Annotated in this window: 21 protein-coding genes; 13 read left to right on the top strand and 8 right to left on the bottom strand. The window is 64.3% G+C overall.

Features of this window, described 5'->3' with window-relative positions; translation table 11 throughout:
- Window position 1: 1 nt before the first annotated feature.
- Both AC1PLU_RS21805 and AC1PLU_RS21800 read right to left on the bottom strand, forming a co-directional pair.
- On the bottom strand, window positions 2–565 hold the full coding sequence (locus AC1PLU_RS21805) for a peroxiredoxin family protein (RefSeq protein ID WP_193726381.1): 564 nt from the start codon (window positions 563–565) through the stop codon (window positions 2–4).
- A 279-nt stretch (window positions 566–844) separates the two neighbouring features.
- Window positions 845–1,765, bottom strand: a complete 921-nt coding sequence (locus tag AC1PLU_RS21800; RefSeq protein ID WP_481107212.1) for a DUF4424 domain-containing protein — start codon at window positions 1,763–1,765, stop codon at window positions 845–847.
- A gap of 274 nt (window positions 1,766–2,039) precedes the next feature.
- On the opposite strand from AC1PLU_RS21800, the gene AC1PLU_RS21795 reads away from it, so the two are divergent.
- Window positions 2,040–2,534, top strand: a complete 495-nt coding sequence (locus AC1PLU_RS21795; RefSeq protein WP_176341541.1) for a hypothetical protein — start codon at window positions 2,040–2,042, stop codon at window positions 2,532–2,534.
- A 61-nt stretch (window positions 2,535–2,595) separates the two neighbouring features.
- Here AC1PLU_RS21795 and AC1PLU_RS21790 read toward each other — a convergent pair whose 3' ends face one another.
- Window positions 2,596–3,264, bottom strand: coding sequence for a response regulator transcription factor (locus AC1PLU_RS21790; protein WP_006451671.1), 669 nt, complete (start codon window positions 3,262–3,264; stop codon window positions 2,596–2,598).
- A 207-nt stretch (window positions 3,265–3,471) separates the two neighbouring features.
- The gene (gene acs / locus AC1PLU_RS21785; protein WP_115039173.1) at window positions 3,472–5,415 is read right to left on the bottom strand and encodes an acetate--CoA ligase; all 1,944 of its coding nucleotides are present in this window, start codon (window positions 5,413–5,415) and stop codon (window positions 3,472–3,474) included.
- Window positions 5,416–5,710: 295 nt separating this feature from the next.
- Here acs and AC1PLU_RS21780 point away from each other — a divergent pair, with 295 nt between their 5' ends.
- The 6 genes from AC1PLU_RS21780 to AC1PLU_RS21755 all read left to right on the top strand — a co-directional run bounded on the left by AC1PLU_RS21780 (window position 5,711) and on the right by AC1PLU_RS21755 (window position 12,515).
- Complete coding sequence (locus AC1PLU_RS21780) at window positions 5,711–7,093, top strand: DcaP family trimeric outer membrane transporter (RefSeq protein ID WP_162498289.1); 1,383 nt, start codon at window positions 5,711–5,713, stop codon at window positions 7,091–7,093.
- Window positions 7,094–7,162: 69 nt separating this feature from the next.
- Complete coding sequence (locus tag AC1PLU_RS21775; RefSeq protein ID WP_006451668.1) at window positions 7,163–7,480, top strand: DUF485 domain-containing protein; 318 nt, start codon at window positions 7,163–7,165, stop codon at window positions 7,478–7,480.
- Window positions 7,477–9,204, top strand: coding sequence for a cation acetate symporter (locus AC1PLU_RS21770; protein ID WP_023905655.1), 1,728 nt, complete (start codon window positions 7,477–7,479; stop codon window positions 9,202–9,204). Before AC1PLU_RS21775 ends, AC1PLU_RS21770 begins: the two co-directional genes overlap by 4 nt.
- A gap of 446 nt (window positions 9,205–9,650) precedes the next feature.
- Window positions 9,651–10,760, top strand: coding sequence for a glycerophosphodiester phosphodiesterase family protein (locus AC1PLU_RS21765; protein ID WP_481094120.1), 1,110 nt, complete (start codon window positions 9,651–9,653; stop codon window positions 10,758–10,760).
- 85 nt (window positions 10,761–10,845) lie between these two features.
- Entirely contained in the window at window positions 10,846–11,724 is an 879-nt protein-coding gene (locus AC1PLU_RS21760; RefSeq protein WP_481107211.1) for a peptidylprolyl isomerase, read from the top strand.
- 35 nt (window positions 11,725–11,759) lie between these two features.
- Window positions 11,760–12,515: a hypothetical protein gene (locus tag AC1PLU_RS21755; protein WP_481107210.1), complete on the top strand. Its 756-nt coding sequence runs from the start codon at window positions 11,760–11,762 to the stop codon at window positions 12,513–12,515.
- An 84-nt stretch (window positions 12,516–12,599) separates the two neighbouring features.
- Here the strand turns inward: AC1PLU_RS21755 and AC1PLU_RS21750 are convergent, their stop codons facing one another.
- Window positions 12,600–13,745, bottom strand: coding sequence for an ROK family protein (locus AC1PLU_RS21750; RefSeq protein WP_481107209.1), 1,146 nt, complete (start codon window positions 13,743–13,745; stop codon window positions 12,600–12,602).
- Between the two features lie 158 nt (window positions 13,746–13,903).
- Between AC1PLU_RS21750 and AC1PLU_RS21745 the strand changes: the two genes are divergently transcribed.
- From AC1PLU_RS21745 to AC1PLU_RS21725, 5 genes are read left to right on the top strand one after another with little or no spacing between them, the layout of a single operon-like run.
- Entirely contained in the window at window positions 13,904–14,761 is an 858-nt protein-coding gene (locus tag AC1PLU_RS21745) for a TonB-dependent receptor plug domain-containing protein (RefSeq protein WP_481107208.1), read from the top strand.
- Window positions 14,644–16,533: a TonB-dependent receptor gene (locus tag AC1PLU_RS21740; RefSeq protein ID WP_481108568.1), complete on the top strand. Its 1,890-nt coding sequence runs from the start codon at window positions 14,644–14,646 to the stop codon at window positions 16,531–16,533. Before AC1PLU_RS21745 ends, AC1PLU_RS21740 begins: the two co-directional genes overlap by 118 nt.
- Window positions 16,523–17,779 (top strand): phosphodiester glycosidase family protein, encoded by a 1,257-nt coding sequence (locus AC1PLU_RS21735; RefSeq protein ID WP_481107207.1) that lies wholly within the window; start codon window positions 16,523–16,525, stop codon window positions 17,777–17,779. The genes AC1PLU_RS21740 and AC1PLU_RS21735 overlap by 11 nt, the downstream gene beginning before the upstream one ends.
- A gap of 52 nt (window positions 17,780–17,831) precedes the next feature.
- The gene (gene xth, locus AC1PLU_RS21730) at window positions 17,832–18,611 is read left to right on the top strand and encodes an exodeoxyribonuclease III (protein ID WP_481107206.1); all 780 of its coding nucleotides are present in this window, start codon (window positions 17,832–17,834) and stop codon (window positions 18,609–18,611) included.
- Window positions 18,608–19,045: a GFA family protein gene (locus AC1PLU_RS21725; RefSeq protein WP_180314432.1), complete on the top strand. Its 438-nt coding sequence runs from the start codon at window positions 18,608–18,610 to the stop codon at window positions 19,043–19,045. The genes xth and AC1PLU_RS21725 overlap by 4 nt, the downstream gene beginning before the upstream one ends.
- Before the next feature lie 69 nt (window positions 19,046–19,114).
- Here the strand turns inward: AC1PLU_RS21725 and AC1PLU_RS21720 are convergent, their stop codons facing one another.
- A complete protein-coding gene (locus AC1PLU_RS21720) occupies window positions 19,115–19,366 on the bottom strand; it encodes a GlsB/YeaQ/YmgE family stress response membrane protein (RefSeq protein WP_043889923.1) in 252 nt (83 codons plus the stop codon).
- Window positions 19,367–19,492: 126 nt separating this feature from the next.
- On the opposite strand from AC1PLU_RS21720, the gene AC1PLU_RS21715 reads away from it, so the two are divergent.
- Window positions 19,493–20,089 (top strand): 4'-phosphopantetheinyl transferase family protein, encoded by a 597-nt coding sequence (locus tag AC1PLU_RS21715; protein WP_481107205.1) that lies wholly within the window; start codon window positions 19,493–19,495, stop codon window positions 20,087–20,089.
- Between the two features lie 132 nt (window positions 20,090–20,221).
- Here AC1PLU_RS21715 and AC1PLU_RS21710 read toward each other — a convergent pair whose 3' ends face one another.
- Both AC1PLU_RS21710 and AC1PLU_RS21705 read right to left on the bottom strand, forming a co-directional pair.
- The gene (locus tag AC1PLU_RS21710) at window positions 20,222–21,799 is read right to left on the bottom strand and encodes an alkaline phosphatase D family protein (RefSeq protein ID WP_481107204.1); all 1,578 of its coding nucleotides are present in this window, start codon (window positions 21,797–21,799) and stop codon (window positions 20,222–20,224) included.
- A gap of 133 nt (window positions 21,800–21,932) precedes the next feature.
- The gene (locus tag AC1PLU_RS21705; protein ID WP_139145260.1) at window positions 21,933–22,127 is read right to left on the bottom strand and encodes a hypothetical protein; all 195 of its coding nucleotides are present in this window, start codon (window positions 22,125–22,127) and stop codon (window positions 21,933–21,935) included.
- Between the last annotated feature and the right edge of the window lie 19 nt (window positions 22,128–22,146).

Here is a 22,146-nt window from a genome sequence, read left to right as displayed (position 1 = left end):
ATTACTCCTTCACCGTTGCAAAAGCCGCTGGCGCGTCCGTGCGGCGCAATGCGGCAACCAGGTCCTGCACCCGCTCCGTGGTATCGAAGACGCCCAGATGGGAATGGCGCACGCGCCCCTGCCCATCGATGGCCATCAGTAGCGGCACGTTGCGCGCACGAAACAACATCAGCGCGCGACGATCGGTCAACGTGACCACCGGAAAATCGAAGCCATGCACATGCGCATAGCGCGCGGCCTGCGCCGCATCGCACTGGCACACGCCGAGCAACTGCGGCCGGCCCGGCAAATTGGCCTGTAATTGCCGCGCCGTACGCAGCACAGTGGGTGCCGAGCGCTGGCAGTACGGACACGTGGTAGTAAAAAAGAACAGCACCTGCGCCTGGCCCTGCGGCGCGCCAAGCAGATGACGTTGGCCCTGCGTATCGGTCACTTCGATGCGTGGCACGTACATGCCGTCATACGGTGTGCTGATGCGGGTCTGCAACCGCTGTTGTTGCGCACGCAGTTGTTTGTTCTGCCATGCCAGTGCTGCGATCAATGCACACGCCACCAGCAAGCCGATCCAGAGCCAGGGAACACGTCGTGTCATGCCATCTCCGCAAAGCGTCCTGGGAGTCCGAGACTTGCCCGGGCATCAGCTGATGGTCAATGGTGATATCGACAACTGAGATGGCGCGCGGTACACGGGTGTGGATGCGATCACGCCAGGGCGCTTGGGCTTGCTAGAAATGCGGCTGGGTGTGTGCCGCCTTTGCGCAGCATGGGTTTAGCGTGTCGATCGTTATTGCGCTCTGCGGATGGATGTATGCGTTGTCGATGTGCAAGTCGGCGCGCATGTGCGTCACTCTTGACGACGCAAGAACAACAGGTTGAGATCGCGCATCGGCACGAAGTCGGTTTGCTTGAACTGGAAGGTCAGCGGGTCGATCTTTTTCAGCGCGCCGTCGAAGCACAGGCTGAGCATGTCGCTCGCCGCCTGCTTGCGGATGGTCAGCTGAAAATCCTTGATCGGGCCGTTCCAGTTCTTGCCGGTGGTCAGCACGTAGCGCAGGTTGGCCCAGCCCAGGCCGTGCTCACCTTCGCGGCGTTGCATGCTGGTTCTGGTCGCGGGCTCAATACAGGTGTCTTTCGCATACGACTCCAGCAGGAACGCGCTGCTTTGCGGCACGCCGGTGGACACGCTGGGCGCGTACGCATGCCGGATCTGCACGCTCCGCCGCGCAGGAGAGACCTGTTGCCAGACGAAATACTCGCTGAGCGTGAAGCGTGGCTGCTGGTCGGGGTCGATCCAGCGCGCGGGCAATGGCTTGCGTCCTTTTGGCACGGTGCCCGATTCGGTAAAGGTCGCAACATCGTCCGCACTCCAGCCGCTCGCCGCGAACGCCTTGGAGATGTCGCTGCCATCGTCCAGCAGCACGACGAGTTTGCGCGTGGTGGCGATCGGTTTGCCGTCCACCCACAGTTTGAAATCGGTCAGCTCGCTGTGGTCGGCCATGCCGAAATACATCGGCGGCATCGGGAAAGCGATCGGCACAGTCAACGCACGCTCGCTGTTGTTGGTGAACACGTAGTCCACCTGCACGCGCTCCTCGCTGAGCAGCAAGGCTTCCTTGTCCATGCTGATATCGGGCTGATGCAACAGGCGGATGGTGCCGTTGTCGTCGCCGAAGCTGCTGTCGTTGGCCTGCGCACTGCCGCAGCCGAGCACAGCCAGCACGAGGGCCAGCACAAGCGGGCTGCGCGATAAAGAAAACGTCTGCATGGATCCCCTGGAGACCGGCGCGCACCGACGCGCCGCAGGCGTACAGCATGCCATGCGCTTGAAAGTGCTGGCAGAGTGAGCGTATGCGCAGCATCCGGTGCTGGCGTCTACCAGGGCGAGGCCTGGCGCCGGACCAGTCGCGGTGTGCCGCACGCATCGCACGCTGCGATGCAGCGCACTGCGTTGCAGACGCAATGCAGTGCACGCATCAGCCGGAACGGGCGCCGTGGTCATAAGGTAGATTGCTCCTCCCCATGCCGAACCCGCACGCGCAATGCCTTCCCATATTTTCCTGCTGGCTGCGGCTGCATGCCTGTTGCTGTCATGTCCAACCGCGTTCGCTGCTGCGCCGGGTCACCCTGAAGGTGCAGGCCTCGTCCCTAGTTGCACAGCCGATGCCTACAGCTGCCCGCCCTGGATGCCGTCGCAGCGTGAGATGCGCACGGTCATCGCCGATTATTTCTGCGATGCCGCAGACCGCGGCCTGATCAGGCCAAAAGTGAGCCGCGTCGTGCGTGCGGAGACCTTGCAGGTGACCTGCGCTGCACTTGGTCAGCAACCGGGGTCCAATTTCGTGTGCGGAGGCGAGATGCAGTTCATCGGCCCGGACGGCCGTGTCGATTTCATCACCTTCAGCCCGACCATGCATCGCCAGGACGATGGGCGCTACGCCCTCTACGAAGGCAGCGACGAACACGACAACGAGGTGTGGCACGTGCCCGCGCCGCAACGCACGTCAAAGGTCTGCACCGGCCGATCTTTGCGCTGATTGCGGTGTGAGGATGCACCGAAACGTGGTGACTGATGGCCGCAGCAGTGTGCCGGCCGGCTCAGTCTTCCTCGGGCGGCGGCAGCACGATGCCGTCGGCATCTATGGCAAGCTTGCCGGCCATCAGCACCGCCTGGGTGCGGTTGGTGACGCCGAGCTTGCGCAGGATCGCGGTGACATGTGCCTTGATGGTGGCTTCGGACACGCCAAAGTCGTAGGCGATCTGTTTGTTGAGGCGCCCGGCGCCGAGCATCTGCAGCACGCGGAATTGTTGCGGGGTGAGATCGCGCAGGCGCTGGCCCACTTCACGTTCTTCGCTGCAGGTGGGTGGAAGGTTCTGCGCTTCGGCCGGGATCCAGCGCTCGCCATCGAGCACCGTGGCCAACGCGCGCCCGATGGTGTCCGAGTCTGCGGATTTGGGAATGAAACCGAACGCGCCATGGTCGATTGCGCGACGCATCACGGTGGGTTCCTCGCGTGCCGAAACCACCACCACCGGCAACTGCGGATGCAGCGAACGCATGTGCACCAAGGCACTGAACCCCTGCGCGCCCGGCATGTTGAGATCCATCAACAACAGATCGGCATCCGGTTGCGCATCGGCCAGGGTGTACAACGCATCCACCGTGTCGGCCTCGAACAACAGCACCCCCGGCATCACACGTTGCACCGCCCCGCGCAAGGCCTCACGGAACAGGGGATGGTCGTCAGCGATCAGCAGGGTGGTCATTGAGGGGCCGGGATTGGAGATTGGAGATTCGGGATTTGCAAAAGCACGGGATTTTGGAATTCGGGAGTTGGGGTTCGCAACAGCCGGTCTGACAACGCCGTCTGCGTCCGGATTGCCGTTTGCTACCGGATATCAAGGAGAGGAATGGCAAAGGAGTGGGAACCCGCTTCTGCGAATCCCCAATCCCACCTCCCCAATCCCGGCCCCTCAGCGCGTCAACCGTTCGCTCACCAACGAATCCACCACCGAGGGATCGGCCAGGGTCGAGGTGTCGCCGAGTTGGTCCGGTGCGTTCTCGGCGATCTTGCGCAGGATGCGGCGCATGATCTTGCCCGAGCGGGTCTTCGGCAGGCCCGGTGCCCATTGCAGGTGATCCGGCGATGCGATCGGGCCGATCTCCTTGCGCACCCAGGTGATCAACTCCTTGTGCAGTTCTTCGCTCGGGGTCTCGCCAGCGATCAAAGTGACATAGGCATAAATGCCCTGGCCCTTGACGTCATGCGGGAAGCCGACCACGGCCGCCTCGGCGACCTTGGGGTGCGAGACCAGTGCGCTTTCCACTTCGGCGGTGCCGATGCGGTGGCCGGACACGTTGATCACATCGTCCACGCGGCCGGTGATCCAGTAATAGCCATCGGCATCGCGGCGGCAGCCGTCGCCGGTGAAGTAGCTGCCCGGATAGGTGCGGAAGTAGGTGTCGATGAAACGCTGATGGTCGCCGTAGACCGAGCGCATCTGGCCCGGCCACGAATCCAGCAGCACCAGATTGCCTTCGGTGGCGCCTTCCAGAATCTTGCCTTCGGCATCGACCAGCGCCGGCTGCACGCCAAAGAACGGCAGGGTCGCCGAGCCCGGCTTGAGATCGACCGCGCCGGCCAGCGGCGAGATCAGGATGCCGCCGGTTTCGGTCTGCCACCAGGTGTCCACGATCGGGCAACGGCTGTCGCCGACCACTTCGTAGTACCAGCGCCAGGCTTCCGGGTTGATCGGCTCGCCGACGCTGCCGAGCAGACGCAGGCTCTTGCGCGAGGTCTTCTTCACCGGCTCCTCGCCATCGCGCATCAGTGCGCGGATCGCGGTGGGCGCGGTGTAGAAAATGCTGACCTTGTGCTTGTCGATCACATCCCAGAAGCGCGAGACGTTCGGGTAATTCGGCACGCCTTCGAACATCACCGCAGTCGCGCCGTTGGCGAGCGGGCCGTAGACGATGTAGCTGTGGCCGGTGACCCAGCCCACATCGGCGGTGCACCAGTAGATGTCGTCCTCGCGCAGGTCGAACACCACTTCGTGCGTGTAGCTGGCAAACAACAGATAGCCGGCGGTGGTGTGCAGCACGCCCTTGGGCTTGCCGGTGGAACCGGAGGTGTAGAGGATGAACAACGGATCTTCCGCATTCATGCGCTCGGGTTCGCATTCGGCCGGCTGGCCGTCGACCACATCATGGAACCAGCGATCGCGTGGTGCCTGCATCTCGACCGCACCACCGGTGTGACGCACCACCAGCACCGTTTCCACGGTGTTGGTGCCGGGCAGTTTCAGTGCCGCATCGACATTGGCCTTGAGCGGAATCTTCTTGCCGCCGCGCAGGCCTTCATCGGCGGTGATGATCAGCTTGCTCTGGCAATCGATCACACGGTCGGCGATCGAGTTGGCGGCAAACCCGCCGAACACCACCGAGTGCACCGCACCGATGCGCGCGCAGGCGAGCATGGCCACGGCCGCATCGGGAATCATCGGCATGTAGATGGTGACGCGGTCGCCCTTGTTGACGCCGAGATTGCGCAGCGCATTGCCGAGCTTGCACACGCGCTCGTACAACTGGCGATAGGTGACCGGATAGGATTCGGCGTCCGGGCTGTCGGGTTCGAACAACAGCGCGGTCTTGTCGCCGCGCGTGGCCAGCTGGCGATCCAGGCAGTTGACGCTGGCATTGAGTTCGCCATCGCCGAACCAGCGAATATGGAAGTCGTCTAGCGCGTAGCTGACGTCCTTTACCTGGGTGGGTTGCTTGAACCACTCCAGCCGCTGCGCGGCCTTGCCCCAGAACTGCTCGGGGTGTTCGATCGATTCGCGGTACAGCGTTGCGTACTGCTCGCGCGTAATGCGCGCATCAGCGGCGAACGCGGGATCGACGGGATAAACATCAGCCATGGCACCCTCACTTGCGATGAACTTGTCGGAAGAGAGCGCGACAGCCGCCCTCGGTAGACAATCAGTGTGCCGTATCCATTCTGTCCCGGCGTTCAACCGGGCCTTAGACCTTGGTCTTAACCGCCAGAGCGCGTTATCCCAAATCCGTTCCCGGTTCTAGTGCGACGATCGGTCACCTTGTGGAATGCTGCGTTGCAGCTACGACCAAAGGCGAATAGGCTCGCAAGTGCGGACTGCCTCACGCTCCGCACAGCATCGCCATCAAGCGCGAGGCCTTCATTGGGGAGAGGGGTCTATGAAACACCGTACTGCACCATTGGTGCGCCATCCGTTGGCGGCTGCGTTGTTTGTGGCGAGCATTCTGCCGGGCGTTGCCTTCGCGCAAACCGCCAAGGAAAAGGCATTGGAAACGCGCATTGCCGAGCTCGAGCGTCAGGTACAAATGCTGGTCTCTGCACAGCAGCAACAGCAGGGCCAGATTGCCCAGACCCAGACGCAGGTGACCGAGGTGCGCACCTTGCAGGCGCAGACGCCGGCCGCACCTGTAGTGCCTGCCGGCAAGAAGCCGATCCAGCTGAGCAGCATCACGCCGAACGCGTTGCCGGGGACAACGTTTCGTTTTGGCGGTTTCATCAAGGCCGACTTCATGACCACCCGCACCAGCGACGGCGCGTTGCCCGAAGGCGCGGTGGGGCGGTACCTGTATATCCCGACGCAGACGCCGGTCGGCGGCCAGGCCTCCAGCACCGACACCGACTTCCATGCCAAGTTCTCGCGCTTCAATCTGGGCGTGGACACCGTCACCGATAATGGCGACAAGCTCACCGGCTTCATCGAACTGGATTTCTTCGGCAACGCGCTGGCCAACCAGGTCAACAATCTGTACGGCGGCACTTTGCGGCACGCCTACATGAGCTGGAATAACTGGCTGGCCGGCCAGACCTGGTCCAACTTCATCGATTCCACGATCCTGCCCGAAGCGGCCGACATCGTTGGGCCGACCGACGGTGCGCTGTTCAGCCGTCAGACCCAGATTCGCTACACCCGCGGTGCCTTCAGTGTGTCGGCAGAAAATCCCGAGACGCTGACCACGCCCTACCAGGGTGGCAACACCATCCTGGCCTCGGACCATGGCGCGATGCCGGACCTGACCGCGCGCTACAATTGGAAGGGCACCTGGGGCACGTTCGGGCTGTCGGCGATCGCGCGCCAGTACCGCACGCGCAGCGCGCTGACCAACGACACCGACTTCGGCGGCGCCATCGCCGGCGGCGGGCGCTGGATCATCAACTCCAACAACGACCTGCGCTATCAGCTCAGCTACGGCGAAGGCTTGGGGCGCTATCTGGGTCTGGGCAACGGCTCGGACGTGGAAATCGACATGGACGGCAACATCCAGACCGTCAGCACCGTGGCCGGTTGGGTGGCCTGGCGCCACGACTACAACGCCAAGCTGCGCAGCACCATCATGTATTCGCGCGTGGATTACGACCACGACATCGCCAATACCGGCGGGCTGGCGAGCAAGTCGCAGCAGAGCATCCGCGCCAACGTCTTCTATTCGCCGCTGCCCAAGGTCGATGTGGGTGCAGAGCTGATGTACGGCCGCCGCGAAGCTGAAAACGGCGATTCCGGCGACATCTCGCGCCTGCAGTTCACCACCAAGTACAGCTTCTAAGATTCACCCCGCCGGTGGCCCGCCACGCATGTGGGCGGGCCGTGCCGCCCGCACTCCAGGAGACAGACCATGACCGTCTCGAATGAAGCACTGATCGCCAAGATCGATGCCAATCCGAAGTACCACGCGCTCAAACGCCAACGCAACACGCTGGGCTGGACGCTGACCGTGCTGATGTTGCTCGCCTATTACGGCTACATCGGCCTGATCGCCTTCGACAAGGAATTCCTCGCCAAACCGATCGGCGCCGGGGTGACCTCGATCGGCATTCCGATCGCGATCGGGGTGATGGTGTTCACCATCATCATCACCGCCATCTACGTGCGTCGTGCCAACAACACCTACGACCAGCTGACCGCGCAGATCCTGGAGGAAGCCCGCAAATGAGCAAGACTTCGCGCCTTCTCCTGATTCTGGCCGGCCTGCTGCCGGCAGGCCTCGCACTGGCCGCCGGCGGCGACATGGGCCAGGTCGACAAGCAACCCACCAACTGGGTGGCGATCGGCATGTTCGGCTTCTTTGTGCTGGGCACCTTGTGGATCACCAAGTGGGCAGCGGCCAAGACCAAATCGGCCTCTGACTTCTACACCGCCGGCGGTGGCATCACCGGCTTCCAGAACGGCCTGGCGATCGCGGGCGACTTCATGTCGGCGGCCTCGTTCCTGGGCATTACCGCAGCGGTGATGGCCAACGGCTACGACGGCCTGATCTATGCGATCGGCTTTCTGGTCGGCTGGCCCATCCTGACCTTCCTGATGGCCGAACGGCTGCGCAACCTCGGCAAGTACACCTTTGCAGACGTGGCCGGCTATCGCTTTGCGCCAACCGCGATCCGCAGCTTTGCCGCATCGGGCACGCTGGTGGTGGTGCTGTTCTACCTGATCGCACAGATGGTCGGCGCCGGTGCCTTGATCAAGTTGCTGTTCGGCCTGGACTATTGGGTGGCGGTGACGCTGGTCGGCGTGCTGATGATGGTCTACGTGCTGTTCGGCGGCATGACCGCCACCACCTGGGTGCAGATCATCAAGGCGGTGTTGCTGCTGACCGGCGTGACCTTCATGGCCGTGGCGATCATGTGGCACTTCAACTTCAGCTTCGAGGCGCTGTTTGCTGAGGGCGTGCGGGTCAAGACCGCGATTGCGGCCAACGGTGGTGCGTCGCCGGAGGACGCAGCCAAAGCGGGCCTGTCGATCATGGGGCCGGGCGGTTTCGTCAAGGACCCGATCTCGGCGATCTCCTTCGGTATGGCGCTGATGTTCGGCACCGCCGGCCTGCCGCACATCCTGATGCGCTTCTTCACCGTTCCCGATGCCAAGCAGGCACGCAAGTCGGTGCTGTGGGCCACCACCTGGATCGGCTACTTCTACATCCTGATCTTCATCATCGGCTTCGGTGCGATCGCACTGGTGCTGACCAACCCGCAGTTTGCCGATGTTGCCACCGGCACCATTCACGGCGGCAAGGGCGCGGCCAACATGGCGGCGGTGCTGGTTGGCAATGCAGTGGGCGGCAATGTGTTCATGGGCTTCATCTCGGCGGTGGCCTTTGCCACCATCCTGGCGGTGGTCGCAGGTTTGACCCTGTCCGGCGCCTCGGCGGTGTCGCACGACCTGTACGCCACGGTGATCAAGAAGGGCAATCCGGCGCCGGGTTCGGAGCTGAAGGTCTCGCGTGTCACCACCCTGGTGCTGGGCGTGATCGCGGTGCTGCTGGGTATCGTGTTCGAGAAGCAGAACGTGGCCTTCATGGTGTCGCTGGCGTTCGCCATCGCCGCCTCGGCCAACTTCCCGGTGCTGATCCTGTCCTTGTTGTGGAAGAACTGCACCACCCGCGGCGCGGTGGTCGGTGGCTTCCTGGGCCTGATTTCCTCGCTGGTGCTGACGGTGCTGTCGCCGTCGGTGTGGGTGGATACGCTGGGCAATGCAGCTGGCTCGGCGCCGTTCCCGTACACCTCGCCAGCGCTGTTCTCGATGACGATTGGCTTTGTCGGCATCTGGCTGTTCTCGATCCTGGATCGCAGCCCGCAGGCGGCCAACGAACGTTCCGCGTTCAAGGCGCAGCAGATCCGTGCCGAAACCGGCCTGGGTGCCACCGGTCCGTCGGGTCACTGACGTATCGGCCCATCGCTGGATGTATCGCAGAACGCCGGCCTTGTGCCGGCGGTCTGCGTTTTGGGTGGCGCGCGCCGCGAGGTCCCACCAACGCTGTTGCCTGGGCATGCGGGTTTACATCAGTCAGTGGATCCGGCAGGTGCCGACCACGTTGGTGGCTTGTCGCCTCACGCATCGTGATGCGCGCCTGCCAGTTCAAGCATCGCTTCGCATCGCCGCGCCTCACTGCGCATGCGCGACAGATCGCCATGCCGCAGAAATAATTAATTCATGGTAAGTGACTAAATTGGCGAACAAGCCGAACGCTGATCACGCACGGCCTGGCCTCACTCCCGGTATCGACCGGCTGGCGAGTGCGCTGCAAGCGAGTTCGCCGATTGCGTCGACCCGTCGACTCTCGTCCATCCCTTGCCCTTCCTGCACCTACGAACCGGGACACAGAGACCATGCCTACCACCCTCGCTCCACATCCCCTGGCCCGTGCCTGCCGCCTGCTCGGCGCGCTGGCCGTGCTGGCCGCCATGCCGCAACTTGCTGCTGCATCGTGCGGCAATACCGCCAACAAGATGGCGGAGATCCTCAACGACAAGTTCACCGCCGATACCCTGGTGCTGGCCCACCGCGGCCTGTGGGGCAAATACTCGGGCGATCCATCGATTCCGGAAAACTCCAGCCGCGCCGTGCTCAATGCCGACGTGCAGTGCATGGATGGCGTGGAGCTGGACGTCAAGGTGACCCAGGACGGCATGCCGGTGCTGAGCCACGACTTCAATCTTGGGCGCACCACCGACGTGTACACCGTCGTAGGGGGCGGCAAGTACAACCCGAGCACCAACCTGGGCGCCAATCCGCTCGTCAGCAGCCTGTCGTTGGCCAACATCAAGCGACTGCACCTGCTCACGCCGAACCGTGGCACCGTCACCGGGTGGGAGATGTACAGCCTGGACGAGCTGTTTGCGTATTGGAAGCGCAACAACATGCAGCTGCCGCTGATCTTCGACGTCAAGACCGCCGATGGCGTGCGCGCAGTACACACCGCTGCCTTGAAGGCATTTCCCAATCATCCCGAGCAGGTCGTGGCGATGAAGGTCAACGCCACGTTGTTCCCGCACCCGGCCGCGTTTGCCGGTAACGCGAAGTATGTGCATGCCATTCCGGTCTACACCACCAACATGTTGTCGAAGATCGATGTGCCGGCCAGTCGTGTCGAATGGCAACGCTATGCCCACACGCTAGAAATCAACGTCAAGCAGGATGATGGCCTGTTGCAAGGCCAGAAGAACGCAGCGCGTGCCGAGGGCAAGCGTATCGCCATTTTCCAGGCCATTCCCGATGGCCCGGGTGCCGGCGAGTTCATCAGCAACAACGGTTCGTGTTGCTACCGATTGTCGCAACTGTATTCCTCGTATCAGGGGAAATCCGATACCGCAGACCATCGCGGCGATATCGGTTTCCTGATGTCGCAGCGGTTCGGGCTGATTACCACCGACGATCCGAAGTCGACCATGCGCACGCTGAAGATCAACGGGCGGCGCATTTCGCATTACGCACCGTAACGCCTTGACGGCATCCGGTGCGGCCGAGGTTGTCGCACCGGATGACCGGAAATAGTCAATCGCCGCTGTTTCTGAGGGAGATCTCATGTCCAAGTTGTTCAACGTTGCTGTGGGTCCTGCACGCGCGACGCGCTACGTGTTGCTGCTGCTCGGTGCCTGCATGACCACGCAGGCCGCCATTGCATCGCCGACAGACGCAGATGGGAGGGAAGAGGCTGTGCCAGCAGAACATGCACGCCGCGAAAATGCGGACAGCGCCGCTGCTTCCATCGAACGCGCGATCCTGGCCGAACGCGCAAGGAGCCAAGGCCTTGCCGATGATCCGCAAACGGCTGCCCTGCTGCGCGAGGCTGCCGACACTGTGCTCGCGCAGGCCGAGCGCGATCACCTGCTGCAGAGCGTGACGGTGTCGCAGGCCGATATCGCAAAGCGCTTTGCCGAGCGGCCGGGCGACTTCGACGAATTCCGACTCAGCCATGTCTTCATCGCTGAACAACCCGAGTTGGCGCCGCGGCGCAGTCATCCGTTGAGCCAGGCGCAGGCCCTGGAGCGTGCGCAGATGCTGCGCCGTCGCATCGAGCGTGGAGGCGATTTCGCCCGACTGGCCGCCAAGGAATCCGACGATGGCGCCACTGCCGCCGACGGGGGACAGCTGTCGTCGATGTTCGGCCTTTACCTGGACACGCCGTTCGAGGTGCCGGTGCGTGCGCTGGCGGTGGGCGACGTGTCTGGCCCCGTGCGCGGCCCTGGCGGATATCACCTGATCCGTCTGGAGGAAAAGCACACCGCCACGCTCGACACCGTGGGCGGGATGATCGAAGCGCAGCTGCGCGAAGAACTGCGCGATCGCGCCGTCGCTCAGCTGGTGCAGGAACGCTCTGCGGAAGCAGCGGCGCTGGCATCCTCTGACCAGAGCCAGCGCAGCGCCGATGCTGATGCTGATGCGCAGCGTATCCGGCAATGAGAGGAAAAGGCGCGCTGTCCCGATGGCTGATCCTCGTGCCGCACGCGCTCGCCTTGTCAGCCTGTGGCACTGGATCGCCGCAGGCCTTTCAGACCGAAGCGAAGACGCAAGCCGGTGGTGCAGAGACGACGCACAGCACTGCCGCTGCCGCGTCGGGCGAGCGTGCCGCGGTGTCTTATGCGCGCGCGCAGACCTATAGCCGCTGCGCCATGCTTGCCGAGGCGGCGCGGTCCGCGACGTCCGTTGGCGATGCGGACCTGGCGGAGCCTGGTGCGCGCGCCGTGGTGTCGCAACGCGCACGCGACCATGCTGCCCAGCTGGCGGCTTGCCGGCACATTGGCGAAGGCGAGTACGCGCAGGTGGAACAACTGCTGCGTCAGGCCGCCGCCGGCGGCAATACCGACGCGCAGCTCGAATTGCTGGGTCGACGCGCACGCCTGCTGTTGGAGCGCCAACCCGCCGTCGCCGCAGACGGCAGGCCGCAACCGCTCTCCCCTTCCGATCGTGCCGACGCCGAGCAAGTGCTGGCCGACCTTGAGGCGATGGCGATGCAGGGCAACCGGGCGGCGATGCCGGTGCTGGATCAGTTCGTGTCCTCGCCGCTGCTGGCGACCGCCGAGCCGCTGTACGGCGACGCCTGGCGACTGGTGTCCCAGCAGCCGTTCGGACATCCGTTGCCGGCTGCAGCGCCGTTGCGCGGTGAGGAGATGTTTGAGGAGATGGATGCCGCCACGGAGCGGCAGGTGGTGATGCTTGCACGGGAGCTGCATGCAAGCTGCTGCGCTCGCTGACGCGTCGAGCAGGCTGCCGTCACCCCAGCGGCAAGGCGACTGACGCACGGCGTGCACGGCAGGCGACGTCGCTGCCGGCGGGCACTAACGGAAGTAGCGCGCCTTCAGTGGCAGCGTCGCCGCGCCGATCGCACAGGCATCGGCCGGTGCTTCGGCCGGCAGCAGCAGCGGCATCGGGCGGCCCTGGCCGCGGCGGGGCTGGTTGTCGATCTGCACGGCGGCGATCAGCCGCTGCGCCAGATCCGCGGGTAGGCGGCCGCCGAACACGATGGCTTCCGGGTCGCATACCGCGGTGATTGCCGAGACGATCAGCGACACGCCCGGCGCGCTGCGCGCGATCCAGCGCTCGATCGCCGGCCATGCCGGGTCGTAGGCGGCCAGTAACGCGCGTACGTCCGGCAGCGCGATGCCGTCTTCGGCGACGAGTTCGCGTAGCAACTCCAGCGTGGCGCGTTCGAGTTTCTGCGCCGGCAACATCCCGGCGAATTCACCGGCATTGCCACGCGCACCGCGCATGACCTGGCCGTCGATGACCAGGCCGCCGCCCAGGCCGTAGCTGAGATAGAGATAGGCAAAATCGCGATGCCGCTGGCCCACGCCCAGCATCGCCTCGCCAGCGGCGGCCACACTGCCGTCGTTGTCCATCCACACCGGCTGCGCAAAGGCATCGGCCAGCCACGGACACAGCGCGACCTGGCCCAACGCGCGCAGCGGCTCGGGCGGATTGATGAAGCTGTCCACGCCGGTGAAGAACCCGCTCATCGCCACGCCGATGCCCAGCCGTGGGCCTGCATGGTCCACGCTCGCCAGCACGGCGGCATCGGCCGCCTGCAGCTGGGTCAGCACGCCGTACAAGGTGGTGTCGGTCAGCGCGACCTCGGTGACGGCCAGCACCGTCCCGGAAAAATCAATCAGTGCCAGGGTCAGCGCATCGGTGGCGATGGAGATGCCCAAGGTGTGGCCATGCCCTGGGTTCAACGACACCGCCACGCCCGGTTTGCCGCGCCCGGCGCGGGCCACGCCGCTGCCCATGTGAACCATGCCGCGCGCCTGCAGGCCTTCGATCAGCCGCACCGCGGTCTGCACGGTCAGCCCGGTGCCGCGGCTGAGGTCGGCGCGGGTGAGCACGCCGGCCAGGCGCAGGCGTTCCAGCATGTCGCGCTCGTTGAGGCTCAGGCCCGGGAAGGGCGGCGAGTGCAGCGGCAAGGCAGAAGTGGCAATGGACGACATGGCGTGCGGTGTCACGGGGGGAAGCTAGCTTAACCGCTGCGGCTGAAATAATTAATTCACAGTAAGTTATTAAATTGGCGGGCTCTGCCATCGTCGGTCATCCCATGTCACGTTTACGCACTCGTCCGTGTCCCCGTTTTTGCCTGTTGGCGCTTTGTGTGGGCGCCAGCCTGAGTGCTTACGCCGCCGAGACCGTTCCTGCCGCGCCCGCTGGCGACACGGCCAGCGACACCGCCCCGGTGCAGCTGGATGCGGTGCAGGTTTCCGGCCAGCACCTGTCGATCCGCCAGGCCATCGGCGCCAAGCGCGAGGCGGCGGTGGTCTCCGACGGCGTGGCCGCCGACGATATCGGCTCGATCCCGGACTTCGGCCTGGGCGAGGCGTTGCAGCGGGTGCCGGGCGTGTCGATGGTGGTCAACAACGGCCGCGGCGAAGCGCAATTCATGAGCCTGCGCGGCTTCAACCCCGACTACAACAATGTGTTGATCGATGGCGTGGCGCTGCCCTCCACCGAAACCAGCCGGCGCGTGCAGTCGCTGGATGTGATTCCCGCCTCGCTGGCGCAGCAGGTAGACATCTACAAGACCTTCAACGCCGACATGGACAGCAATGCCATCGGCGGCATCGCCGCGCTGCGCACGCGCAGTGCCTTCGATCACGACGGCCGCTTCGCCACCGTGCGCGCCAACGTAGCCGATTGGGAAAACCGCCGGCATCTGCAGGGCAGCACGCCGTCCGGCCAGGTGCAGGGTAGTTTCAGCGACACCTTCGGGCCGGACAACCGCTTCGGCGTGGTGCTGTCGGCCGATTACTTTCGCCGCGATTCGTCCTCGTTGAATACCGCCATCGACAGCTACAGCTATTACGCCAACGGTGTGCGCCAAAACCTCACCCCGGCCTGGACACGGACGGGCTGGCGATCGCGCCGGATCGTTTCCGTCCGCTCAGTTACGACAACGTGCGCCAGCGCCGCAGCGTGTTCGGCAAACTCGAATACGACGACGGCGAAGACGTGAAACTGGCCTTCAGCGCCGGCGCGTTCGAGCACAGCAACGACGAGCAACGGCGTTCGCAATGGATCAATCGTGTCGGCAACGCCACGATCAGCGACACCAGCACTGGCCGCTACGCGCAAGGCAGCGCGCAGGTGGATGCCAACCGTTTCGATCAGACCCGCACATTGCGTTACGCGCAGCTCGGCGGCAGCTTCCGGCTTAACCCGGAAGGCCATGTGGATGTACTGCTCAACCGCGCCACCGGCAAGTATCAGCAGGACACCCGCGAAGACGTGTTCAGTGCCGCCGCCTCGTCGCGCTTGGGCTTTGGATATGCGCTCGGCGACGATGCACGCCCGAGTATCGTCTTGAACGACCCAGGCTATTACGGCAATGCAGCCAACTACACGCAGCAGTATTTTTTGACCCGCGTGGAAAAAAGCAGCACCGACACGACAACGTTCAAAGTGGACTACAGCCAGAACGCCGATGCCGACGCGCGCGGCTGGGGCGTTCGTACCGGCCTGCAGTACCGCGATCTGCAGCAGCGCTACAACCTGGATGAAGTCCGCCGCAATCCATCCGGCCGCGTGACTCTGGCAACGACTGGCACCGACGATGCGCGCATCTGCCCATACGCCGATTTCAGCTGCCTGTTGCTGATCGACCCGGCCAAGGTCGCCGCCTTTGCCGCTGCTTCGCCAGGCGCCTACGTGCTGGCCAACACCAATGCACGCAACAGCGCGATCAGTGATTTCCGCATCGACGAGCGCAATGGCGCCGCCTATCTCATGGGCACCTGGCATGGCGAGCGCACGCTGGCGACGTTCGGCCTGCGCAACGAATACCTGCAGCGCGAAGTTCTTAGCGCGGTGCCGCAGCCGCTGAGCAGCAGCACAAACTACGTGCAGCAATCGGCCGACAGCGATCGCCGCTTCCTGCTGCCGTCGGCGAACTTGGCCTGGGACATTACGCCGGCGTTGAAACTGCGCATGGCCGGCAGCCGCACCATTGGCTTGCCCACCTACGCCGACATCGGCCAGAACAGCAGCCCGGTGGTGGACGCCACAGGCTTGACCATCAATCGCAGCATCGCCAACCCGCTGCTGCGTCCACGCCGTGCGGACAATCTGGATCTGTCGCTGGAATGGTATCCGGACAGCGATGCGCAGCTGTCGGTGGCGCTGTTCCACAAGCGCATCGGCGATGAAATCGTGCGCCTGACCAGCACCGACACCCAGCGCGATCCCGGCGGGTTGCTTGGTACTTATCAGGTCACCACCACCCAGGCGATCAATACCGGCGATGCGCAGGTGCAGGGCATCGAATTCACTGCCATCGATACGCGCTTCGACTTCCTGCCCGGTGCGTGGTCGAACCTGGGCGCGATGTTCAACGCAACCCTGCTCGACCCGCGCACCGCCGATGTGCAGATGGCCGACGGCAGCCGCCGCGCCTTGCCCGGCCTGATGGAATCGCCCAAGCGCAGCGCCAACGCCTCGCTGCTGTACGACATCGGCCCGTTCAGTGCGCGCGTCAGTGCCAACTACACCGGCCAACAGCTGCTGTCCGCCGCCACCGACAACCGCGTCAACGACCGCTATTACGCTGCGATCACCAGCTACGACGCCCAGCTGGCGTGGAGTTTCAGCAAGCAACTGCGCCTGACCGTGCAAGGCCGCAATCTCACCAATGCGCGGCTGACGCGGGTGATCGGTGCCGACCAACAATTGATGCGCGAGCAGCTCGACAACGGCCGTGCGTATTACCTGGGAGTGGACTATGCGTTCTGATCGACGCGGCGCAGCGGCGCTGTTGATTGCATTGCTGGCAACGCTGGCCGGCAGCGCCAATGCCGACGGTGGTGCAATGCCGAAGGCAGACGCGCAGTTTGTGCCGATGGAAACCATCGTCAGCGGCGACTGCTGGGGCCAATGGCCAAACGATGTGCTGGCGGCGGTGAGCCGCTGCAAACCGGCCGAGCGCAATCGCATCGCCCTGCAGGTGCCCGACGATGCCGATGGCCCGGCACGTGTCGGCATCGATGGCATTGCTTGCAGCGGCGCGCGCTGTGCAGGCCTGGTGCAGGTGTTGCAACTCGCACCTACACAACGGCTGCTGCTGCGCACGCCGCCGGCACGCATCGACGCGGTGCTGGCTGCGTTGGACCAGGCCCACGCCCGCGATCGCATCAGTATCGAACCGCTGGTGCAGCCGGTGCCCGCACCCGGGGTGCCGATCACGCTGGCGCCGGGTGTGCGCTACTGGCGGCAAGCCGTGAGCGCACCGCAACCGGTGATGCTGCACATCGCCGAAATCGATCTCTCTACGCCCGGCCTGCAACTGGTCGGCACGCGCGGCGAGCGCGGCGGCGGTGGCGAATTTCTCGCCAATCCCACTACCGCGTTCGTGCGCGATGGCGAGCTGGCGTTGGCGATCAACGCCGATTACTTCCTGCCGTTCGATGGCGGGCATCTGTTCGACAAGGCATTCGTGCCCGCAGCAGGGCAGGGCGTCACTGCCGAAGGTCTGTCGATCAATGAAGGCCACCTCGATTCGGCCGCCGCCACCACCGATACACGCGTCAACGCAGCACTGTGCGTGAGCGCGCGCAATGCGGTGCGCATCGTGCGCGGCAGTTGCCCCTCCGGCACGCGGATGGGCGTGGGTGCCGGCCCGCTGCTGCTGCTCGACGGCAAGCGCCAGCCACGCGAAGCCAGCCGCGCCGAGTATTACGACGGCCCCGAGCCACGCAGCGCACTGGGACTGGATCGCGCACGCAAGACGCTGTGGATGGTGGTCGCCGACGGCCGCCAGCCCGGCTACAGCGCCGGCATGACCCTGGATGCGCTCACCGCAGTATTGCAGCGACTCGGCGCCACCTCCGCCATCAATCTGGACGGCGGCGGCTCCAGCACCCTGGCTGCGCGCGTGGACGGGCGCGTGCGTATGCTCAACCGCCCCATCCACACCGGCATCCCGGGGCGCGAACGCCCGGTCGCCAACCAGCTCGGGGTGCGCATCGCCCCGCAGCCTTAAGCGACAAGCGAGCGGCGCGGTACCATTGGTGGTTTGAACCACGGTCCGCGCCATGAAGATTGCCTCCTGGAACGTCAACTCGCTCAACGTGCGCCTGCCGCATCTGCAACAGTGGTTGGGCACGTTTGCGCCCGACGTGGTCGGCATCCAGGAAACCAAGCTGGAAGACCATAAATTTCCGGATGCGGCATTGGCGGCGGCCGGCTATCGCAGCGTGTTCTGCGGGCAGAAGACCTACAACGGGGTGGCGATCCTGTCGCGCTCGTCGGCGCTGGATGTGCAGATGGGCATCCCCGGCTTCGACGACGTGCAGCAGCGCGTGATCGCCGCCACCGTCGATGGCGTGCGCATCGTCAATCTGTATGTGGTCAACGGCCAGGACGTGGACACCGACAAGTACGCCTACAAGCTGCGCTGGCTCGCCGCAGTGCATGACTGGCTGGCGCAGGAACTGCAAAAGTACCCGCAGCTGGTGGTGTTGGGCGATTTCAACATCGCCCCGGATGCGCGCGATGTGCACGACCCGTCGGTGTGGAACGAGCACCACATCCTCACCTCCACCGCCGAGCGTGCGGCGCTGGAAAAACTGCTCGCGCTGGGCCTGCACGATGCGTTCCGTCTGCATCACGACGATGCCGAGCAATTCAGCTGGTGGGATTACCGCCAGGCCGGCTTCCGTCGCAATCTTGGCCTGCGCATCGATCTGACCCTGGTGTCGGATGCGCTACGCGCACGCGCGGTGGAATCGGGTATCGACCGCGAACCGCGCACCTGGGAGCGGCCCAGCGATCACGCACCCGCGTGGGTGCGGCTGGCAGACCTCGACGCATGAGCGAGCGCACGCTACGGCGCAGCACCTACAAGGTGGGCGAGGTCACGCTCGGGCCGGTGCATCGACTGAGTTGCCATTGCGGCGCGGTGCAGATCGATCTGGATCTACCGCATGGCCTGCTCGATCCACGCCGCTGCGATTGCTCGATGTGCCGCCGCCGCGGCGCCATCGTCGCCTCGGTCACGCTCGATGGATTGCATGTGCTGCAGGGCGAAGATGTGCTGCGGCTGTATCAGTTCAACACGCACGCGGCTGCGCATTATTTCTGCAGTGTGTGCGGCATCTATACGCACCATCGGCGGCGTTCCAATCCCAACGAATACGGCTACAACGTCGGTTGCCTGGAAGGCGTCAATCCCTATGCGTTGAACATCGCCGTGCCGGTGGAAGATGGGGTTCACCATCCGTCCGATCGCGCGCCGGCAAGCGGTTGATGTCACCGGCGGCTGAAACGACAACGCCCGGGCAAGCCCGGGCGTTGTTTCAATCACACTGCGTTTCAATCAACGCACACGGCCACGCGTAAACAGATTGACGATCGCCAGCAGGATCACCGCACCCAGCAGCGACCAGACGAAGGTCCACAACGTGATGGCTTGATTGATGCCGCCACCGAACAGGAAACCTGCGATCAACGCACCGACGATGCCGACCACAATGTTGAGGATGATGCCCTGCTGTGCGTCGCGACGCATGATGATGCTGGCCAGCCAACCCACGATGCCGCCGACGATCAACCAGATGATGATGCCCATGTTGCCGATCTCCTTGTACGCGTGCACCGGAAGTGGTGCATGGCCGCCATTCAACGCAGCCGGGCGTGAAGTACCTGTCGAGCGCGATATATCCCGCTGCCGAGTGTTCGGTTTGGTGGACGCAGCGTGACAGCGCACGCGAGCTGGCGACATGGCCCGGTGCAGCTGTGGCTGCGCCCGCATCGGCACGGCGAACGCGGCGAACCGCAGGCGCGGCAGTTGCTGGGTCAGGCACTTGGCATCGCCCCTGAAAACGTGCCTTTGCAGCGCGATGTACGCGGGCGTCCATCGCTGCAGCCGGCCTTGCCCAACCGGGATACCGGCTGGAGCCATAGCGGCGAGTATCTGCTGGTCGGGCTGGGCGAAGGTATCCGGCTGGGCGTGGATCTGGAGCGCATTCGCGCACGCCCACGCCTGCTGGACATCGCGCAGCGCTTCTTCCATCCCGACGAAATCGCACTGTTGACTGCGCTGGAGCCGGACGCGCAACACGCACTGTTCTTCCGCCTGTGGTGCGCCAAGGAAGCGCTACTCAAGGCCTACGGGCATGGCCTGTCGTTCGGTCTGCATCGGCTTGCGTATGCACTGGCGCCGGATGGTGCATTGCACTTGCAGTGGTGCGACCCGGAGCTTGGCCAAGCCGCACAGTGGCAGTTGCACGAATGGTGGGCTGCACCGGACTGCCGCGCGGCGCTGGCGTTCTATCCGTTGGCCACCGACTGAAAGCGGCGATCGACCTGGCGGCTGTGTCGCCAGCAGCAGGCATCGGCACAACCTGAGAGATGATGCAGCGTTTCTGCGACCTCGCATGCCGCACCAGCGCGCCCCGCTGGCAAGCGCGGGCAATGCGTTTGCCTACGTTGCACCATGCCCATGCGGCAAGATCGGTTGGCGAAACTGCGCCACGCCGTCCAGATCGCGCAGCGTCACCGTCATCACGCCGGTGTGTGCGTCGATCTCCACTTCGCCAAAGAATTGAAATCCGGCCAGCGGCGACATGTTCGGTGCAGGTGGTGCTTTTTGAAAGATCACCGTCGGGCCGAAGGTGGCATCCAGCGCATTCGGGCCGAAACTGCCGGCATTGAGCGGGCCGGCGACGAATTCCCAGAACGGCTCGAACTGCTGAAACGCCGCTTTATCGGGATGGTAGTAATGCGCCGCGCAGTAGTGCACATCGGCGGTCAGCCACACCGTGTTGCGGATGCGCGCTGCGCTGATGAAACGCAGCAGCGCGGCGATCTCCTGTTCGCGGCCACGCGGCACGCCCGGGTCGCCATTGGCGATCGCTTCCCAACGTGCACGCCCTGCGGCGTCCTGCCCATCGGGCACCTGCAGGCCGATCGGCATGTCGGCGGCAATCACCTTCCATTGCGCGCGTGAGCCGGCCAGTTCGCGCTGCAGCCACGCCAGTTGTTGCGTGCCGAGAAATGCAGCGTCCGCGCCGGGCTGCGGCTGCAGGTTGTCGCTGTTGGCGCCGCGGTAGCTGCGCATGTCCAGCACGAACACATCCAGCAGCGGGCCATAACCGATCTTGCGATAGATGCGCCCGTCGCCATCGGCACGCACGCCGCGCATCGGTGCGTATTCCAGAAATGCCTGACGCGCACGGCCGGCCAGCACATCGATATCGCGCACCTGATAGCGCTCGTCCATCTGCTTGCCGGGCGACCAGTTGTTGGTGGTTTCGTGATCGTCCCACTGCCAGATTTGCGCGACCTCGGCATTGAAGCGACGGACGTTTTCATCGAGCAGGTTGTAACGGTAATTGCCGCGAAATTCGTCCAGCGTTTCGGCCACCTTGCTCTTGGCCGTGGTGGTGAGATTGCGCCAGCGCTTGCCCTCTTCGACGATCAGTTCGGCCGGGATCGGGCCGTCGGCATAGATGGTGTCGCCGCTATGCAGGAAAAAGTCCGGATTGCGTTCGCGCATCGCGCTGTAGATGCGCATGCCACCGATGTCCGGATTGATGCCGAAACCCTGGCCCACGGTGTCGCCGCTCCACACAAAGCGCACATCTCCCCGCGCGTGCGGCGCACTGCGCAGATGGCCGTGCACCGGCGCGCTCAACACACCGCTGTCGGCGTCTTCGAAGCGCACCCGGTAGAAGATGTCCTGGTCGCGTGGCAATGCGCCCAGGTCCACCCGCGTAGTGAAGTCGTGCGCCGGCAACGCCACCGGCCCATCCACGCGACGCGCCTGCCGCAGGCTTGGGCGCGTATCCCATTCCACCCGCAGCCGCGCCGGCCGATCGCAGCGACTCCACAGCATTGCGCGGCCGTCCAGCACATCGCCGCTCTGCACCCCGTCGGTGATCATCGGCCGCCCGGAGGGCGCGGCCAGACTGCGCGTGGACCAAGCAGCAGTGGCAGGCAACAACAGGCCGGCGCCTAAACCTTGCAACACGCGGCGGCGGGCGGGATCGGAAGCGGTCATGGGATGTCCTTGACGAGTTAGGTCCGGCATCCAGATCTAGCGCATGAGTCTTACCGGCGCGTGTCTGGCGCGACGATAGCTAGGCGAATCTTTCAGGCATAGCAACGCGATTGGAGCATTTCGAATTCACCCCTCAGCGCTGCGTTGCTGGCAATGAAGTGGTGAGCGCTTGAGGTGCCGCTACATGGGCGTCTTTCGCTTTTTCAATGTGCATTGGGTTTTGAATTTTCTTGACGGTGTTCCCGTTGCGGAACAGACTCGTCTGAGGCACCAAGGACAGGTCATCGCGCGAAGCGCCAGCTGGTTCACTGGCTGGGATGGCGGTCATGAGTGGATATTCACTACAG

The organism is Xanthomonas sp. NCPPB 2933 (genome assembly GCF_056725225.1).
This window is presented reverse-complemented; position numbering and strand designations above follow the sequence as displayed.

Coding starts and splice junctions, on each gene's coding strand:
- AC1PLU_RS21800 (WP_481107212.1), bottom strand. CDS start 1,765: ATGCAGACGTTTTCTTTATCGCGCAGCCCGCTTGTGCTGGCCCTCGTG.
- AC1PLU_RS21795 (WP_176341541.1), top strand. CDS start 2,040: ATGCCTTCCCATATTTTCCTGCTGGCTGCGGCTGCATGCCTGTTGCTG.
- AC1PLU_RS21790 (WP_006451671.1), bottom strand. CDS start 3,264: ATGACCACCCTGCTGATCGCTGACGACCATCCCCTGTTCCGTGAGGCC.
- acs (WP_115039173.1), bottom strand. CDS start 5,415: ATGGCTGATGTTTATCCCGTCGATCCCGCGTTCGCCGCTGATGCGCGC.
- AC1PLU_RS21780 (WP_162498289.1), top strand. CDS start 5,711: ATGAAACACCGTACTGCACCATTGGTGCGCCATCCGTTGGCGGCTGCG.
- AC1PLU_RS21775 (WP_006451668.1), top strand. CDS start 7,163: ATGACCGTCTCGAATGAAGCACTGATCGCCAAGATCGATGCCAATCCG.
- AC1PLU_RS21770 (WP_023905655.1), top strand. CDS start 7,477: ATGAGCAAGACTTCGCGCCTTCTCCTGATTCTGGCCGGCCTGCTGCCG.
- AC1PLU_RS21765 (WP_481094120.1), top strand. CDS start 9,651: ATGCCTACCACCCTCGCTCCACATCCCCTGGCCCGTGCCTGCCGCCTG.
- AC1PLU_RS21760 (WP_481107211.1), top strand. CDS start 10,846: ATGTCCAAGTTGTTCAACGTTGCTGTGGGTCCTGCACGCGCGACGCGC.
- AC1PLU_RS21750 (WP_481107209.1), bottom strand. CDS start 13,745: ATGTCGTCCATTGCCACTTCTGCCTTGCCGCTGCACTCGCCGCCCTTC.
- AC1PLU_RS21735 (WP_481107207.1), top strand. CDS start 16,523: ATGCGTTCTGATCGACGCGGCGCAGCGGCGCTGTTGATTGCATTGCTG.
- xth (WP_481107206.1), top strand. CDS start 17,832: ATGAAGATTGCCTCCTGGAACGTCAACTCGCTCAACGTGCGCCTGCCG.
- AC1PLU_RS21725 (WP_180314432.1), top strand. CDS start 18,608: ATGAGCGAGCGCACGCTACGGCGCAGCACCTACAAGGTGGGCGAGGTC.
- AC1PLU_RS21720 (WP_043889923.1), bottom strand. CDS start 19,366: ATGGGCATCATCATCTGGTTGATCGTCGGCGGCATCGTGGGTTGGCTG.
- AC1PLU_RS21710 (WP_481107204.1), bottom strand. CDS start 21,799: ATGACCGCTTCCGATCCCGCCCGCCGCCGCGTGTTGCAAGGTTTAGGC.
- AC1PLU_RS21705 (WP_139145260.1), bottom strand. CDS start 22,127: ATGACCGCCATCCCAGCCAGTGAACCAGCTGGCGCTTCGCGCGATGAC.